Genomic DNA, 15,063 nt, shown 5'->3' on the forward strand with positions numbered 1-15,063 from the left:
AAGCATTGGCAAATGATGGCAACCCACGGTGCCGACGGTTTGTTCCTCGGCACCGTCCTCAGAACAAAATCATACGAGGGCAGCCATGGCGACCAAACTTTCCACCCGCTCCTGGTCCGACAGTCAACGCCAGCCACTGTGGGCGGACGCGATCGCCTGTGCTTATTTCCCACTTTCGCTGGAGTTCGCGCCCAACGCCACCTTCAGCGGCAGCCTGCAAATCTGGGAAACCGCCACAACCCCGCTGACGCTGTCACGCTTGCGCTCCAGTCAGCTTGGCTATTCGCGCAGCAAGGCCCAGGTCAGTGAAGATCACGACGCCTGCTACCTCGTCACCGTGCCGCGTCGCAGCGAAGTGCATTTCGAGCAGGACGGCCGGGAACTGCATTGCCAGCCCGGAGGATTCATCTTCGAACGTGGCGATGCCCCCTACCGCTTCCACTATGCCAGCGACAACGATTTGTGGGTGTTCAAGCTCCCGGAGCGCGCGCTCCATGGCCAACTGCGCGGTGCCGAGCGCTACACACGCTTGTGCTTCGATGCCAAGCGCGCGCTCGGTCGGATCTTTGTCGACCAATTGGCCATGTGCGCCGCTCGTTTCGATGAATGTAACGAGGCGGCCCGCCACATGCTGCTGGAGCAAGCGCTTTCAACGTTATTGATGGCGCTGCGCGATGATGAGCGGGTGCTCAGCAGCGAAAGCTCCAACCTGACCGCCTTGCACTTGCAACGCATCGAGCAATACGTCGAAAGACATCTGGGCAATCCCGACCTGGCGCCGCCGATGATCGCCGACGCCTGCGGTCTGTCAGTGCGCTATCTGCACAAACTGTTCAACAGTACGCCCTACAGCGTCGGGGAATGGATTCGCCTGAGGCGTCTGGAGGCGGTCAATCGAGGCCTGCACGACCCCAACTGCCATCTCTCGATCGGCGAGTTGGCCATGCGCTGGGGCTTCAGTGATCAGGCTCAATTTACTCGAAGTTTCCGTCAACACTTCGGCTGCACCGCCAGAGAGGTGCGTACCGGCACGACTCGCTCACCGGGCGCGTCGCAGCTTTGTGTATGAGGCGGGGCTTTTCCTGCTCGACGGCAGCGCCGAAGATTCCATCGGCATAACGGTATCTGGCCCCCGCAGCCGCTATCGTTTCAAACAGCGCTTTACCAGGTGAATAACTCCATGCCGGACAGCAAAATGCCCGCCCCCGAATCCACCCTCCTCCAAAGCTGGCACCACAACGCCCGGCTCTGGATCGAAGCCGTCCGTACCGGCACCATCGAAAGCCGCCTGAAGGTCACCGACCAGGCCATTCTGTTGGCGGTGCTGGGTCGCCAGCCGGAGCGCGTGCTCGACCTGGGCTGCGGCGAGGGCTGGCTGTTGCGGACGCTGGCTGAACGAGGCATCACCGCAGTCGGTGTCGATGGCGATGCGACGCTGGTCGAGGCGGCGCGAGCGGCGGGCTCTTCGCCGGTGCACCTGGCGAGTTATGAAGCGTTGGCGGAGGGCAAAGCGGACATCGGCAGCGGCTACGACCTGATCTGCGCCAACTTCGCGCTGCTGCACCAGGACATCATCCCGCTGCTCGCCGCCATGAACGCCCTGCTCGCCCCTGGCGGCGCGCTGGTGATCCAGACGCTGCACCCATGGACCGCGGCGGCGGGCGACTATCAGGACGGTTGGCGGGAAGAAGCCTTTGCCGGGTTCGAGGGTCAGTGGCAACCCATGCCGTGGTACCTGCGCACCTTGTCCAGCTGGTTCAATGCGCTGGACATGGCCGGTTTTCGCCTGGTCGGCCTGCAAGAGCCACAGCACCCGCAAAGTCCGATGCCGCAGTCGTTGCTGTTGGTGGCCGAGCCACGGGAGTGAACGCTATCGATGGCTCTAGCAAAAGCGAGCAAAAAATCGATGCTGCAATGTCCGTAATGGATCGGTAGAACCACACCTGCGTGTGAACCATGGGGATTAAATGTCAAAATAGAGTGCTGAACATCACTTGCCAGGTGCAAGCCATCACGATCGAAAGAGTGGCACATGACTGAACCGAAACCATCTCGGGCCAGAAGGAAAATGTACCTTGCCTGGGCTTTACTGTTGGGCTTTGTAGCGGTGGTGTCCTACGCCCTCCTGAATGCTCCGGAGCATCCGAAGGAAATAGTCATGAAGCAGAACTTCATACCCGGGCAGTGGATTTACGTCGTTCAGAACCCCAGACACACCTCAGAACCCAAGACGCTGAACTTTTATGTCGATGATTACGATTCAAGTAACGAGGTGATGAAAGTACGCCTGGGCAAGAAGCGTCCGTTTCTGATTTCCGACACAGACTTGAAGGATGTTGTCATTCGCCGTATGGCCAACGGCTTGAAAGTGCAGATCAAAGGCGCGGTAGAGGCCTACCACAGTGACCTCTATCTGGCCGACGGCGATACTTACACGACTTTTCGGGTAAGCCTTGTACAGATCGAAACCCGAGCGCCCCTGCCCAGTGGGCGCTGAGGTTGTTTTCCCCGTGTAGGAGCGAGCTTGCTCGCGATGGTCTGAAGGGCGACGCGTATATTCAGAAAAAACGCGTTATCGTTAACGTCCATCGCGAGCAAGCTTGTTCCTACGACAGCCAGGACTCAACCGTGTCGGAACCGTATTTCGCTTTCCACTCTTTCAATATCTTGTGGTTGCCGCCCTTCGTTTCCACGACTTCGCCAGACTCCGGGTTTTTATAGATTTTCACCTGGCGAGGCTTGCGATTGCCTGTTTTAGGCTCGGCAGCGGGTGCACGGCGACCGGCGTTTGGATCAAGCAGATTGACGATGTCTTTCAAGCTGTAGCCATACTTGGCGAGCAGTGCGCGCAGCTTGGTTTCGAATTCGATTTCCTGCTTCAGGCCAGCGTCACCTTTCAAGGCTTCAAGCGCTTGAAGCTGCTCGGCAAGGTGTTTTTCAAGTTGGCGAAATTCTGCGAGTTTGGACATGGGAACTCTCTCCGTGACTGTTATCCTAACGTTACACTAAAAACGCCGACTTGCATGAAGTCAGCGTGTTTACTTTTACTCATCAAGTCGCATCCATTGCAGATTCGCACTTGAGTAGAGGTCTATCAATCGACAGTCTGCGACGCGAGAAGGTTCGTAAAATCGCCAATGGAACATTGCTTTGATGGGGCCGCGATTTGATAGGGCCGCGATTTCAGGTGCCCGCCGCCGAATCGGTTTGCGGAACGGAACCGGCAGGCACGGTGTCATTTGTATTAGACACGCTGGTGTCGTACATCCACTCGAGATAGAGAGGTCGTCATGAACAATATCATCTACATCGTTGGGGCCGTTGTGATCGTCCTGGTTATTCTGTCGTTTGTCGGTCTTGTATAGCCCGCCAGTCGAGACCTTTTTCCGGTGGCTGTAGCGGGTAGCGCTCGGGGGCGAGAACGCCTGCGCCAGCCATTTTCCAACTGATTCAACTACTTGTCTTAAAACTGAAACCTAACAGTCATATATTGCACTCATCCGCTTACATAACCTGGATTCAGGCCTCATTCAAGGATGAACTGCCCTCATGCGTCGTGTTGTCTTCAATCAAAAAGGTGGTGTTGGAAAATCCAGCATCGCCTGCAATCTTGCCGCTGTGAGTGCAGCGCAAGGCTACCGGACACTGCTGGTTGATCTCGATCCCCAGGCGAATTCGACTCACTACCTCACAGGCCTGCTCAACGACGACATTCCCACGGGTATTGCCGACTTCTTCAGACAGACACTGTCGGGGGGCTTTGCCAACAAAAAATGTCGAGTAGCCATAACCGAGACGTCCTACAAGAACCTCCATCTGGTGACCGCCAGTCCGGATCTTGCAGATCTCCAGTCAAAACTTGAGCGCAAGTTCAAGATCAACAAGCTGCGTAGATTGCTGGTCGAGCTTTCCGAGGACTACGAGCGTATCTATATCGACACCCCGCCTTCGCTGAATTTTTTCACCTTCAGCGCCCTGGTCGCTGCCGATCGGTTGTTGATTCCCTATGATTGCGACAGCTTTTCCCGGCAGGCTGTGAACAGTGTCATCGCTCAAGTAGAAGAGCTGCGCATGGATCACAACGAATCGCTGCAAATAGAGGGGGTGGTGGTTAATCAGTTTGTCGCACACACGGGCCTGCACCAGACGCTTGTCAACGAAATGCTGGTAGAGGGTCTTCCCGTGCTACCGGTTTATTTGAGCAGCTCGGTTAAAATGCGCGAGTCCCACGAAGCCTCTGTACCCCTTATCCATTTGGCACCGCGTCATAAACTCTCGATGGAATTCGTTGATTTGCTGGATGCACTGGAGCGAGCCGCTTAGTTGGTGATCGGTGGCGTTGTTGCCGCGAGCAAAAAATAACGGCGAGAGGTGAATTTTTGCCTATCTTCCAGTATCTGATCTTGAACAAGCCGTGCCATTAAAACGTGGCATCGGCCAAGGGAGGTCCGTCCAGCCTGCGCCGCACCGGGCTCAGCGGTTTGCGGCAAGACAGATCATTGACAGAGTGGCTCGCATGAAATCGCCTGCGAAAGACGTCAAGCCGATCGGATTGCGCTCAGCACCTTCGCCATCGGGCTGATACCGTCCTATGCCACGATCGGCATCTGGGCGCCCATCCTCCTGCTGCTGGCCAAGATGGCTCAAGGGTTTTCGGTGGGCGGCGAATACACCGGCGCCTCGATCTTCGTCGCCGAATATGCCCCGGATCGCAAGCGCGGCATCCTCGGCAGCTGGCTGGACTTCGGCTCGATCGCCGGCTTCGTCTTCGGCGCAGGCGTGGTCGTGCTGATCAACAGCGGCAAGCTCGGCCTGATCTTCTCCGGGATTGCTGATGCTGGCGGTGCTGCTCAACTTCTTCATCGGCGTGATGGCGTCCACCCTGCCGGCGATGTTCCCCACCCACATCCGCTACAGCGCACTGGCCAGCGCCTTCAACATCTCGGTATTGATTGCGGGCCTGACGCCTACCATCGTCGCCTGGCTGGTGGAAAGCACCCACAACCTGTACATGCCGGCCTACTACCTGATGGTGATTGCGGTGGTGGGGCTGATTACCGGCGTGACGATGAAAGAAACGGCGAACAAACCCTTGCGTGGAGCAGCTCCGGCGGCTTCCGACATTGAGGAAGCGCACGAACTGCTGCAGGAACACCACGACAACATCGAACAGAAGATCGAGGACATCGACGCACAGATCGCCGAGCTGGAAGCTAAACGCGAGCATCTCGTGCAGCAGCATCCGCGAATCGAATAAGGTGGCGGCACGCGGACAACGAACCGGTCGTTGTCCGCGACTGACGCCTGGTTGAACACTCCTTGTAGAACACTGGATACACCGCAGGACTCAGTGCCCCAGTATTTTCGACAGAAACAGCTTTGCCCGCTCTGAAGACGTCCCGTTGAAGAACGCTTCAGAGGTTGTATCGTCAATGATCATCCCCTCCTCCATGAACACCACCCGGTCGGCCACACGTCGTGCAAAGCCCATTTCATGGGTGACCACCATCATCGTCATGCCGTCCCTGGCCAGCGCCACCATCACGTCCAGCACTTCGTTGATCATCTCCGGGTCCAGCGCCGAAGTGGGCTCGTCGAAGAGCATGATCACCGGATCCATCGACAGCGCCCGAGCGATGGCCACCCGCTGTTGCTGACCACCTGAGAGCTGTGCCGGATACTTGTCGGCATGGGCGCTGAGGCCGACTCGCTCGAGCAACGCCAGGCCTTTGGCAGTGGCGTCCTGTGCCGGACGATCGAGCACCTTGGTTTGTGGCAACGTCAGGTTCTCGATGATTGACATGTGGGGGAACAGCTCGAAATGCTGAAACACCATGCCCACTTGCTGGCGCAACCTTGGCAGGTCGGTTTTCGCACTGCCGATCGACTGCCCGTTCACCAGGATCTCGCCTTTCTGGAAAGACTCCAGGCCGTTGACCGTCTTGATCAATGTCGATTTGCCTGAACCCGACGGCCCGCACACCACGACAATTTCGCCTTTGCTGACGTGGGTCGAGCAGTCTTTGAGGACTTGCAGGTTGCCGTACCATTTGCTGACTCCGCGCATTCTGATACAGGCAGACTGAACCTCGGCGGCAACAGGCGCGAACGATTGCACAGCGGCTATGGACTGACTCATTTGTCGTAATACCCCGCGCGGATAGAGGCGCCGATCAGATTGACAATCAAGCGGCCCGCAGTCACGCAGGTGAGGTTGCTTGCGTTGTCTTTGCCCGGTTGGATTTCGACGATATCCATGCCGACTACCCGGCCCTTTTTCACCAACCCGTGGATGAGCTTGCGTGCCTGCAAAAAGGTCACGCCACCGGGGGCCGGGCCATCTACCGCGGGCATGATGCTTGGATCCAGGCCGTCGGCATCAATGGTCAAGTAGTAGTTGCCACCATCGGGTATACGCGCAAGCACCGCGTCCATGCCGATATCATGCAATTCGTAGGCGCTGATCAGCTGCGCACCATACTCGCGCGCAACCTCGAGGTCTTCAGGGCGTGCGCTGCCCTGAGCGCGCAAGCCGATCTGGAAGATACGGCCGACATGGGCCATTTCGGAAGCACGACGGATCGGGCTGGACAACCCTTCCCGGACCCCGTTCACGTCGTCGCGCCAGTCAAGGTGCGCATCGATATGGATGATGGTGATCGGCTCCTCGAGGCTGTCGTAGGCGCGTAGAACCGGGGTGGTAATGCCGTGGTCACCGCCAAGAACAATGGGCAGCGCACCTGCTTTGAGAATCTGGCGCACGGCCTGCTCGGCGCGCACATAGTGCTCACCCGGGTTGGCGACGTCGGGCAACACGTCGCCGCAGTCGATGAAGCGGATGTCGCTACGCCCTTGCAGCAGCGGGCCATCGATATCGAAATCGTAATGCCGTGGATCACGCACCATGCGGTCGGTGAGTTGACGAATGGCCAGGGGCGCATTGGTCTGGTCATTGGTATAGGAACGTGGGCCGTAGGGCGCACCAAAAGGCATGCCAAGCACTGCAATATCCGCCTGTTGCAGATTTTCCAGGTCGGTCATCAGCTCCGAATAAAGCAGGGTCTGATGGGTGGTGCGTGGAGCGACGGTCAGGTTCTTCATAAAAACTCCAAGATGATGGGATTTTCTAGCGATGGCGCCACTGTCTTTCACGGGACTCCAGGGCCTGGCCAAGTGCATCGAGCACGATGCTCGACAGCCAATAGAGCAATGCGGCGGTGCCCAGCACTTCGAGGTAAGCGAAGGTGTCGGCGGTCATCAGGTTGCTCTGATAAGTCAGCTCGGGAAGACTGGTGACCGAGAAGATCGCGGTGTCCTTGAACATCATGATGATCAGGCTGGTCGTCGGCGGAATCAGGTAGCCGAAGCTCTGCGGCACCACCACGTAGCGCTGCACCTGCCAGACGGAAAACCCCAGTGACCGCGCGGCACGCGCCTGGCCGGCGGGCACGCTCTTCAAGGCGGCACGCAGGATTTCGCTGAAATACCCGGCGGTATAAAACGCAGTGGCGCCAATGGCGATCACAAAGGACGAGGCGTTCACGCCCAACTGCGGCAAGCCGAAAAACAGCAGGTACACCACGATCAGGAAGGGAACATTGCGCACAAGTTCGACGTAGCAACGGGCAATCAGCCGTGGCAACCAGTACTGCGCATCGGCCATGTAGGCGAACAGGGCACCGATCAACATACCCAGCGGAATACCGATGGCACTGACCGTCGCGGTGATTTTCAGCCCCTGCAGCAACGCGGGAGCTGCGTGACTGATCACTTCAATATCAATGGGCATTTGGCATCACCTTGGCAATGCGGCGCTCGATCGATCGCGAGATCGAGGATGCGCACAGCAGAATGGAGAAGTAGACGACGGCTGTTGCGCTGAACACTTGCAGAGGCAGGTCGCTTTGCAGCGTCGCGTTACGCGCCACGGTCGCGAGCTCGCTGACGGCAATCACCGACAACAGTGAAGAGGCTTTCAGCAGGACGGTGTACTCGTTGGTCAGCGGCGGAATCGACCGATTGAACATCTGCGGCAACAGTACGTAACGCCACTTTTGCCAAGCGCGCATGCCCAGCGCCTGGGCGGCTGCAACCTGTCCTCGAGGAACCGACGTCAAGGCGCCACGCAGGATTTCACTGATGTAGGCCGCCGTGTTCAACGACAGGGCCAGGATCCCCGCCTCCAACGGCGTCAGCGAAATACCCAGCAGGCCGGGCAACACGAAATACGCGATCAGCAACTGAATCAGCAGCGGCGTGCCACGGATGGCACTGACGTAGACCATCACCGCATAGCGGGCAATCGGCCCTGCCGCGACTCTCAGCAGCAGCAACAGCACACCCAACCCCAGCCCTATGAGAAACGCCAGGCTGCTGGCGAAAAACGTCGTCGCTGCGCCTTGCAACAGCCCATCGAAAAACGGTCCCAGGGCGGTGTGGGCATTCAACCAACTGGTCATCACCTGACCCTCCGCTCAAAGGGCCGCTTCAGGGAGATACCCTGAAGTCGGTAATGCCAGGGTTTCGCCGAACCATTTCTGCTGCAACTCGGCCAACTTGCCGCTGGCCCGCATCTCATCCAGCGTCTCGTTGATGAAGGTGCGAACTTCCGGATTCCTGGCATTGACCACCCAGGCCAACAGCTTGGAATCGCCTACCCCGCCCACCGTTTTGTAGATGTCCGGCTGCCGGCGCATTTGCACGGCCAACACGTTGCTGGGCAGAACACCTACGTCGATCGAGCCGTTGGCAATCGCCAGGCCGACATCGGGATAGCCCTGGAAGAGCTTGAGTTCCGCGTAGCCCTGCCCTTTGCTGGCTTTGAGATTTCTCTCGTATTCCTGCAGCGCATGTTGGGACGAAGACCCCATCTGGGTGCCGACGACTTTGCCGGCGGCATCCTCGACCTGGGTGATGGTGGTGTTGTCCGCCTTGACCACAAACAGCGAGCGGACAATGCCGATCGGCTGGCTGAAGGCGAACCGCTTGGCTCGCTCGGGCGTGATCCCGACGGAAGTCGCCACAAAGTCGAATTTGTTGCTCATCAACCCGGGCAGCAAACCGTTGAACGGCAAGTTCAACTGCTCCAGTTCAACCCCGAGTTTGGCGGCCATATGTTCCAGGATATCGTGGCCGTAGCCCACAACCTTCCCGCTTTCGACGAACTCATAAGGTTCGTACGCGGCTTCGGTGCCCACTGTCAGCTTGCCACGCTGCTTGATGTCGGCAAGCGTGCCGGCCTGGGCCAATGCGAAGCTGGAGGTACAGACCACCAGCGAGGTTAAGAGCACGGCTTTGACGATACTTCGGCGACTGGGTCCAGTCATGATTGCGGTCCCCCCATTTCTTGGAGTGTTGTATTTGTGAAGGTTGCGGGGCCCAAATTAGCCAGTGCCAAAGCGTAAGTAAAATCACTTTATTGGAGATATGGTCTTGGAATCTGATACCTTTTGCCCATGAACCGATTCGACCTTACCGAGCGTGACTTGCGTTCCCTGCGCATCTTCTGTGCCGCCGCTGAAGCGGGCGGGTTTGCCGCGGCTGAGCGCCGGCTGAATATGACCAAGGCCTCGATCAGCAGGCATATCAAGGAGGTGGAGGAACGCCTGGGTGTGCGACTGTGCGAGCGCGGACCGGCAGGTTTCAAACTGAGTGCGGCCGGGAGGGTGGCGCTGGAGTTGACGACCAACGCGCTCAATTCCCTCGAACGGATCAAGCCTGAAATCGATGCGGTACGTGCGGTGATATCCGGCACCGTCTCGATTGGCACGGTCGAGCATATGCTCGCGGACCCGAATTGCCGTCTGGCCGAAGCGTTGAAAGAACTGCGACGAAGAGCCCCCAACGTCCAGGCCGAAGTGGCCGTGATGACCTTTGGCAATTTGAACCAGGCCTTGCGCGAGCGCCGGGTGCAGGTGGCCATTCGCGGGATGTACAAGAAAGAGCGCGCGTTTCACTACCAGAAGCTGTTCGTCGAAGACCATCGCGTCTATGTAGCCGCTCACGCGTCGGGCAAGGATCAGCGCCCGCCCCTGGTGTACCGGCCGCATCCCTTCGTCGAAGAAATGTTGGCTACCCAGGGTTTTGAACGCGGGCCCGAAGCCGCAGGATTGGAAGCGATCGCGATGCTCGTCGAGAGTGGCGGTTATGCCGGGCTACTGCCGGAGCATTATGTCGAACTCATCGCCCCGCGCTTCGACTTGCGAGCGTTACCCGACAGCCCCGTATTTCATAACACGATATGCGCGATAACCGAGGCCTCTCGCCCGCTGTCACGCAGCGCGGAGCTGTTTCTCGAGATCCTTGAAGAATTGCATGCAAGCGACTCATCCCTCTCGAATCGACACAGCGCCAGATAGCCAATGCAGGGTGCCGGCACCTGCCCCTACCTTTCGGTTATGCGCAGGCTCAACTAGGGTAATGACAAGAGCATCTGTCCAAACCGGGGACGCAGAGCATGTCCAGACTCCTGTTTCTAACGTTCGCCGGCCTGGTCCTGTGCAGCAGCCAGGCGCTGGCGGACACCCTGAAGATCAGCGTGATCGGCGCCGGTAACGTCGGCGGTACGCTGGGCACGTTATGGGTAAAGGCAGGGCACTCGGTGATGTTTTCGTCGCGTCACCCCGAAGAGCTGGCGGACCTGGTCAAGGCCGCCGGCCCCAACGCGCGTGCGGGCACGGTCAGCGACGCCGCGTCCTGGGGCGACGTGATTGTGCTGAGTGTTCCCTACGGCGCAATGCCGACGCTGTCCAAACAACTGAAGGGCAGGCTGGAGGGCAAGGTGGTATTCAGCACCAGCAACCCGTTCAGCGGCCGTGACGGCGACATCGGGCGCCAGGCGCTGGAACAGGGCGTCGCCCTGGCGGACCAGCAGTACCTTCCCGGTGTGCACCTGGTACGGGCGTTCAACGCCATCGGCTATGCCTCAATGAAAAGCCAGTCCGGCAAAGGCAAGGCAATTGCAACTTTCGCCGACGACGCCCAGGCCCGCGACTTGGGCGCCCGACTGGTGCGCGACGCCGGATTCATCCCGGTCCTTCTACCGCTGGCGCGGGCCGATGAAGGATTGCCGGGCGGCCCGGCCAGCGGCGTGTTGAGCGAGGCCGAGCTCAAGCAGAAACTAGGCTTGTAGCTGCGTTCAGTGCACCCTTCGCGTAGAGGCCTGTGCGCCGGCGATGCGCCCCAGTACGGAACCTGATGTCAGCCCCGCCCCACCGGCGTACTTGACGTAGTAGAGGTTGCCCACCAACTCGCCCGCGGCGTAGAGACCGTCAATCGGTTGATCCTCTTCGTCGAGCACCCGGGCCTGGCTGTCGACCTTCAGGCCACCGAACGTGAAGGTGATGCCGCACGTCACCGCGTAGGCCACGAAGGGCGGACGATCCAGGGGGTTGGCCCAGTTTGACTTGGGCAACTCCAGCCCTAGAGTCGAGCGTCCGTCGCGGATGGCGGGGTTGAATGGCACGTTGAGTTGCACGGCGCTGTTGTAGGCCTCGAGGGTGTGCAGCAGAGCGGAACCGTTGACCCCTTCCATCTGCTCCATCAACCCTTGCAGGGTCGCCGCCTGGATCCGCGTCACCTGGCGTCCCCGGTACTCATCGGGGAGCAAGTGGTGGCTGTGCTGATCGAAGATCTGCCATGCGACACCCTCCGGTTGTGCCATGACTTTGGCGCCCATGCTGGAGTAGGTGTAGTTGCGAAAATCCTGGCCTTCATCGATAAAACGCTTGCCATCGGCATTGACCACTACGCCGAGATGGAAGTAGTTCTTTTGCTGGTTAAGCTGGTTCAGGTCGCCCATTTGCGGGGCGTTGACGTCATAAAACACCGCATGGCAACCGGACCAGTTGCCGTGCGCCACGGCGCCCACATCCAGGGCCATGCGGATGCCGTCGCCGGTGTTGTAGCGTGACCCGCGGACTTTGGCCAAGTCCCAGCCCGGTCCCAGGTATTGGGTGCGCCATTGCAGATTGGCATGGAAGCCACCCGTTGCGAGGACCAGCGCCCGAGCGGAAAACTGACGACCATCCGCGCAGGACAGCTGCCACAAGCCGGCAGGATCACGGCTGATGCGTTGGGTCCGACAGCCGTAGAAAACCTCCACGGCGTCTTTTTCCACTCGGCGAAACAAGGCATCGACCAACCCCAGGCCGCCACCGGAAACCTCGATGGTCAGGCCGCCCCAGAAGCGGAACTTGCCATCCACCTTGAAGGCCTGGCGACCGTAGATGGGCATGAAGCGCACGCCCTTGCCGGTCATCCACTGCAAGGTATCCAGGCTCTGCGACACGACCGTGTCCAACACGTGCGGGTCGGTGCGGTATTGGCTCATGGCCGCCAATTCACCGAAAAAATCGTCCTGGGTATAGGCGCCGAAATCGCTGCTTTCAACTTCACTCTCCAGCAGGTCCGGCATCAGGCTGCGCAAGTCCTCAACGCCCCGGTAAGCCACGCGAAAAGCGCCTCCGGTGTGCGCCGAGTTACCGCCGCGCTGCTCTTTCGGCGCGCGTTCAAGCAAGGCCACCCGCGCCCCTTGTTCGCGGGCGGAAAGGGCTGCGCAAAGCCCGGCATTGCCGCTGCCCAGCACGATGACGTCGTAAGGTTGCATACCCGCTCCTGATCTGTGGACTTCATTGTCCGATTATCAACAGGACCGCGCGGGGGACTTAGCCTGCGCGGTCGAATAGGCTTTTCAACTAATGCGCAAGGTGATGCGCTGGCTCGAGCTTGCGGGGTGCGGTCCAATTGATTGTAAAAGCACATCCGAACGCCGCCCGAGCCTTCGGCAGCGTCTACAGAGGGGGGATTGCGTTGGGTATGAGCAACATGCGATCTCCGGCGAACGCACCGACGTACACGTCGTGACCGACCTGCAAGGCCGTTGAGGCGCCATACAACGCCCCTTCTTGGGCGCGCATCAGTTCACGACTTGTGCCCTTGAGCGGATCGATCAATGCCACCACCGAGGGGCTGGGGCAGAATTCGTTGTGGCTGAGGAAACACCTGCGAAAGGTCTGTGCATCAGGCACACCGGCCGTGAGCAGTTGCCCATCAGCCGTCCAGCTGAGGTTGTCCGGCAAGAAGTCGAGGGCGATCTTGCTGACGACTTTTTGTTGTTTGAAGTCGTACTGCCAGACGCCGCTGCCCGGCCATGCGGCGAACCAGACCGACTGACCGTCCTGGCTCACCTGAATGCCATTCGGTGCAGGGGCCTGGCTGTCGGGCAGACGCTGCAGTCCCGCGCTGGCGTGCCAGGCAAGCAAATGCCCGGTGGCGCGGCCATCGAGCAACTGCTCCAGGCGAGGATCGTCTTTCATTGCATCGAAGCTGAACATGGCCGTAACCACGAAGCCGCCGTCAGGCGTCGCGGCAACATCGTTGAGCATCGTGCCGTCCTGGCTTTCCACGCAACCACGCCAGATGGCCTTCCAGCTGTTGCCATCGCTGATCGGCTCGAAGAATTCCACAGCCTCTCGACCGTTGTGGTTGACCACCAACAACTGCGACTTACCATCGGCACGCTTGGACAGATGGATGCCGTGGGCACCGATGGCGCCTTGCGGCTGCGCGCATGAAGGTTCGCCCCAACCCGGTGTCGCCTGCCGCTCGATGACCATATCGGTCACTTCGCGGGAGGCCAACGCCATGACTCGCAATCGGCTTTGATGGCTGGCGGCCAGTCCCGGCGTGGTGCTCAGGAACAGGAAACCGCCATCCGGCGAAAGCTCCAGATCCTCGGGGGGCGCCATGCCGCAGATCGGCGTGTAAGCGCTTTGCGCCACGCATGCCGGCACCTGTGGTTGAGCGGCAGAAACAGCGGTGCTGATAGCCAGCGCCAAGGCAGCGCTGGCCAAACGTAAATGGTTCATGATCCAACCCCGGTTTTATTGTAGTTATGCGTCCGTGTGCGGGGGCACAAGCCAGGCGCAAGCCCCTCGCGAGATGGCAACGAGAGGGATGCGCCGGGGCTTAGTGGCTCAGGAAGTCGATGACCAGGCGGTTGAACGCGTCCGCGTGTTCCCACTGAGCCCAGTGGCCACACTGGCTGAACACGTGCAAGCGCGAGTTCGGCAGGCCATTGAGCAGTTTCAGGCTCCAGTCGATCGGTACGAAACGGTCATCGCGGCCCCAGGTGATCAGGGTCGGATGCTTGATGTCCGGGAGGTTGGCAGAGAAATCGCCCATCTGGAATTTGCTCAGATCAACGCTCTTGATGAAGTTTTCCAAGTGCTGAGGGTTTGCCAGAATGCTCTTGTGACGCAGGCTGATCAGTTCTTCGGTCAGTGCGCTGGAGTCGTAGACAAACACATCCAGCATTTTCTTCAGGTTTTCCAGGGTCGGGTCACGGTACACGCCAAAGAGCAACTTGATGCCTTCCATCGGCAACGGCGTGAACAGGCTGGTACGCCCTACCCCACCTGAACCCATCAGGATCATTTTATCCAGGCGCTCCGGATAGGCCACGGCAAAGCCCAGCGCGCTGCCGCCACCCATCGAGTTCCCCACCAGGTGTGCCTTGTCGATGTCCAGTGCATCCATCAATGCCTTGATCGCACGAGCGTTGATCACGAAACGCGGCTCGGCGGTAACCAGAGGGTCCGACTTGCCGAAGCCTGGGCAGTCCATGAGGATGACGCGGTAGCCGGCGTCGACGAAACTGTCGACGTTGCGGTGAAAGTTGGCCCAACCCGTTGCGCCTGCACCCGAGCCGTGGACCATGATCACCACCGGGCCTTCTCCGGCATCGTTGTAATGCATTTTCCACTCAGGGGTCTGCACGAATTTGCTGGTGTTTTCTTGGGTGAATCGACTCATGGCGTTAGTCCTTGTTATGGATGTGAGGTAAAAACCAAAGAGAGCAACGACTGTGCCAGTCAGTTGACCTGGCTCTTAAACTAAAAATAAATCGTTATATATCAGCTAGTTACAACTAAAAACCGGCACCTTGAACGCTCCTCGCTGCTGGCATTCACGGTCTCGCGGATTCAGAAGTTTTTGCAGGTTCATAAAAATCGCCATGAAAAACATGAATCCGTTGAACGCGCCGCCACCGATGACCTGGGT

15 protein-coding genes and 1 pseudogene are annotated in these 15,063 nt (G+C 59.1%); 7 read left to right on the top strand and 9 right to left on the bottom strand.

Annotated elements, in window-relative coordinates:
* Positions 1–85 precede the first annotated feature (85 nt).
* The 3 genes from ELQ88_RS22185 (at position 86) to ELQ88_RS22195 (ending at position 2,497) form a co-directional block, all read left to right on the top strand.
* Entirely contained in the window at positions 86–1,069 is a 984-nt protein-coding gene (locus ELQ88_RS22185) for a helix-turn-helix domain-containing protein (protein ID WP_128873158.1), read from the top strand.
* Positions 1,070–1,195: 126 nt separating this feature from the next.
* Complete coding sequence (locus ELQ88_RS22190; protein WP_138969560.1) at positions 1,196–1,867, top strand: class I SAM-dependent methyltransferase; 672 nt, start codon at positions 1,196–1,198, stop codon at positions 1,865–1,867.
* A 165-nt stretch (positions 1,868–2,032) separates the two neighbouring features.
* Positions 2,033–2,497, top strand: a complete 465-nt coding sequence (locus ELQ88_RS22195) for a hypothetical protein (RefSeq protein WP_128873156.1) — start codon at positions 2,033–2,035, stop codon at positions 2,495–2,497.
* 109 nt (positions 2,498–2,606) lie between these two features.
* Here ELQ88_RS22195 and ELQ88_RS22200 read toward each other — a convergent pair whose 3' ends face one another.
* Positions 2,607–2,969 (bottom strand): histone-like nucleoid-structuring protein, MvaT/MvaU family, encoded by a 363-nt coding sequence (locus ELQ88_RS22200; protein WP_128873154.1) that lies wholly within the window; start codon positions 2,967–2,969, stop codon positions 2,607–2,609.
* Between the two features lie 580 nt (positions 2,970–3,549).
* On the opposite strand from ELQ88_RS22200, the gene ELQ88_RS22205 reads away from it, so the two are divergent.
* Both ELQ88_RS22205 and ELQ88_RS22210 read left to right on the top strand, forming a co-directional pair.
* Positions 3,550–4,323, top strand: coding sequence for a ParA family protein (locus ELQ88_RS22205; RefSeq protein WP_128873152.1), 774 nt, complete (start codon positions 3,550–3,552; stop codon positions 4,321–4,323).
* 228 nt (positions 4,324–4,551) lie between these two features.
* Positions 4,552–5,257: pseudogene (locus tag ELQ88_RS22210) on the top strand (MFS transporter); the annotation flags it as partial.
* Between the two features lie 90 nt (positions 5,258–5,347).
* Here the strand turns inward: ELQ88_RS22210 and ELQ88_RS22215 are convergent.
* The 5 genes from ELQ88_RS22215 to ELQ88_RS22235 form a co-directional block, all read right to left on the bottom strand.
* A complete protein-coding gene (locus ELQ88_RS22215) occupies positions 5,348–6,067 on the bottom strand; it encodes an amino acid ABC transporter ATP-binding protein (protein WP_224790958.1) in 720 nt (239 codons plus the stop codon).
* Between the two features lie 68 nt (positions 6,068–6,135).
* Positions 6,136–7,101, bottom strand: coding sequence for an agmatinase (locus ELQ88_RS22220; RefSeq protein ID WP_128873149.1), 966 nt, complete (start codon positions 7,099–7,101; stop codon positions 6,136–6,138).
* 25 nt (positions 7,102–7,126) lie between these two features.
* The gene (locus ELQ88_RS22225; RefSeq protein WP_128873147.1) at positions 7,127–7,789 is read right to left on the bottom strand and encodes an amino acid ABC transporter permease; all 663 of its coding nucleotides are present in this window, start codon (positions 7,787–7,789) and stop codon (positions 7,127–7,129) included.
* The gene (locus tag ELQ88_RS22230; RefSeq protein WP_128873146.1) at positions 7,779–8,459 is read right to left on the bottom strand and encodes an amino acid ABC transporter permease; all 681 of its coding nucleotides are present in this window, start codon (positions 8,457–8,459) and stop codon (positions 7,779–7,781) included. Before ELQ88_RS22230 ends, ELQ88_RS22225 begins: the two co-directional genes overlap by 11 nt.
* A 15-nt stretch (positions 8,460–8,474) precedes the next feature.
* Positions 8,475–9,326, bottom strand: a complete 852-nt coding sequence (locus tag ELQ88_RS22235) for a transporter substrate-binding domain-containing protein (protein ID WP_138967762.1) — start codon at positions 9,324–9,326, stop codon at positions 8,475–8,477.
* Positions 9,327–9,455: 129 nt separating this feature from the next.
* On the opposite strand from ELQ88_RS22235, the gene ELQ88_RS22240 reads away from it, so the two are divergent.
* On the top strand, positions 9,456–10,358 hold the full coding sequence (locus tag ELQ88_RS22240; protein WP_128873142.1) for a LysR family transcriptional regulator: 903 nt from the start codon (positions 9,456–9,458) through the stop codon (positions 10,356–10,358).
* A 98-nt stretch (positions 10,359–10,456) separates the two neighbouring features.
* Complete coding sequence (locus ELQ88_RS22245; RefSeq protein ID WP_138967764.1) at positions 10,457–11,131, top strand: NAD(P)-binding domain-containing protein; 675 nt, start codon at positions 10,457–10,459, stop codon at positions 11,129–11,131.
* A 6-nt stretch (positions 11,132–11,137) separates the two neighbouring features.
* Here ELQ88_RS22245 and tcuA read toward each other — a convergent pair whose 3' ends face one another.
* The 3 genes from tcuA to ELQ88_RS22260 all read right to left on the bottom strand — a co-directional run bounded on the left by tcuA (position 11,138) and on the right by ELQ88_RS22260 (position 14,814).
* Entirely contained in the window at positions 11,138–12,607 is a 1,470-nt protein-coding gene (gene tcuA, locus ELQ88_RS22250; protein WP_138967766.1) for an FAD-dependent tricarballylate dehydrogenase TcuA, read from the bottom strand.
* A gap of 184 nt (positions 12,608–12,791) precedes the next feature.
* Positions 12,792–13,868, bottom strand: coding sequence for an SMP-30/gluconolactonase/LRE family protein (locus ELQ88_RS22255; protein WP_128873139.1), 1,077 nt, complete (start codon positions 13,866–13,868; stop codon positions 12,792–12,794).
* A gap of 100 nt (positions 13,869–13,968) precedes the next feature.
* A complete protein-coding gene (locus tag ELQ88_RS22260) occupies positions 13,969–14,814 on the bottom strand; it encodes an alpha/beta fold hydrolase (RefSeq protein WP_128873138.1) in 846 nt (281 codons plus the stop codon).
* Between the last annotated feature and the right edge of the window lie 249 nt (positions 14,815–15,063).

The sequence above is a fragment of the Pseudomonas sp. MPC6 genome (assembly GCF_006094435.1).
GTDB lineage: Bacteria > Pseudomonadota > Gammaproteobacteria > Pseudomonadales > Pseudomonadaceae > Aquipseudomonas.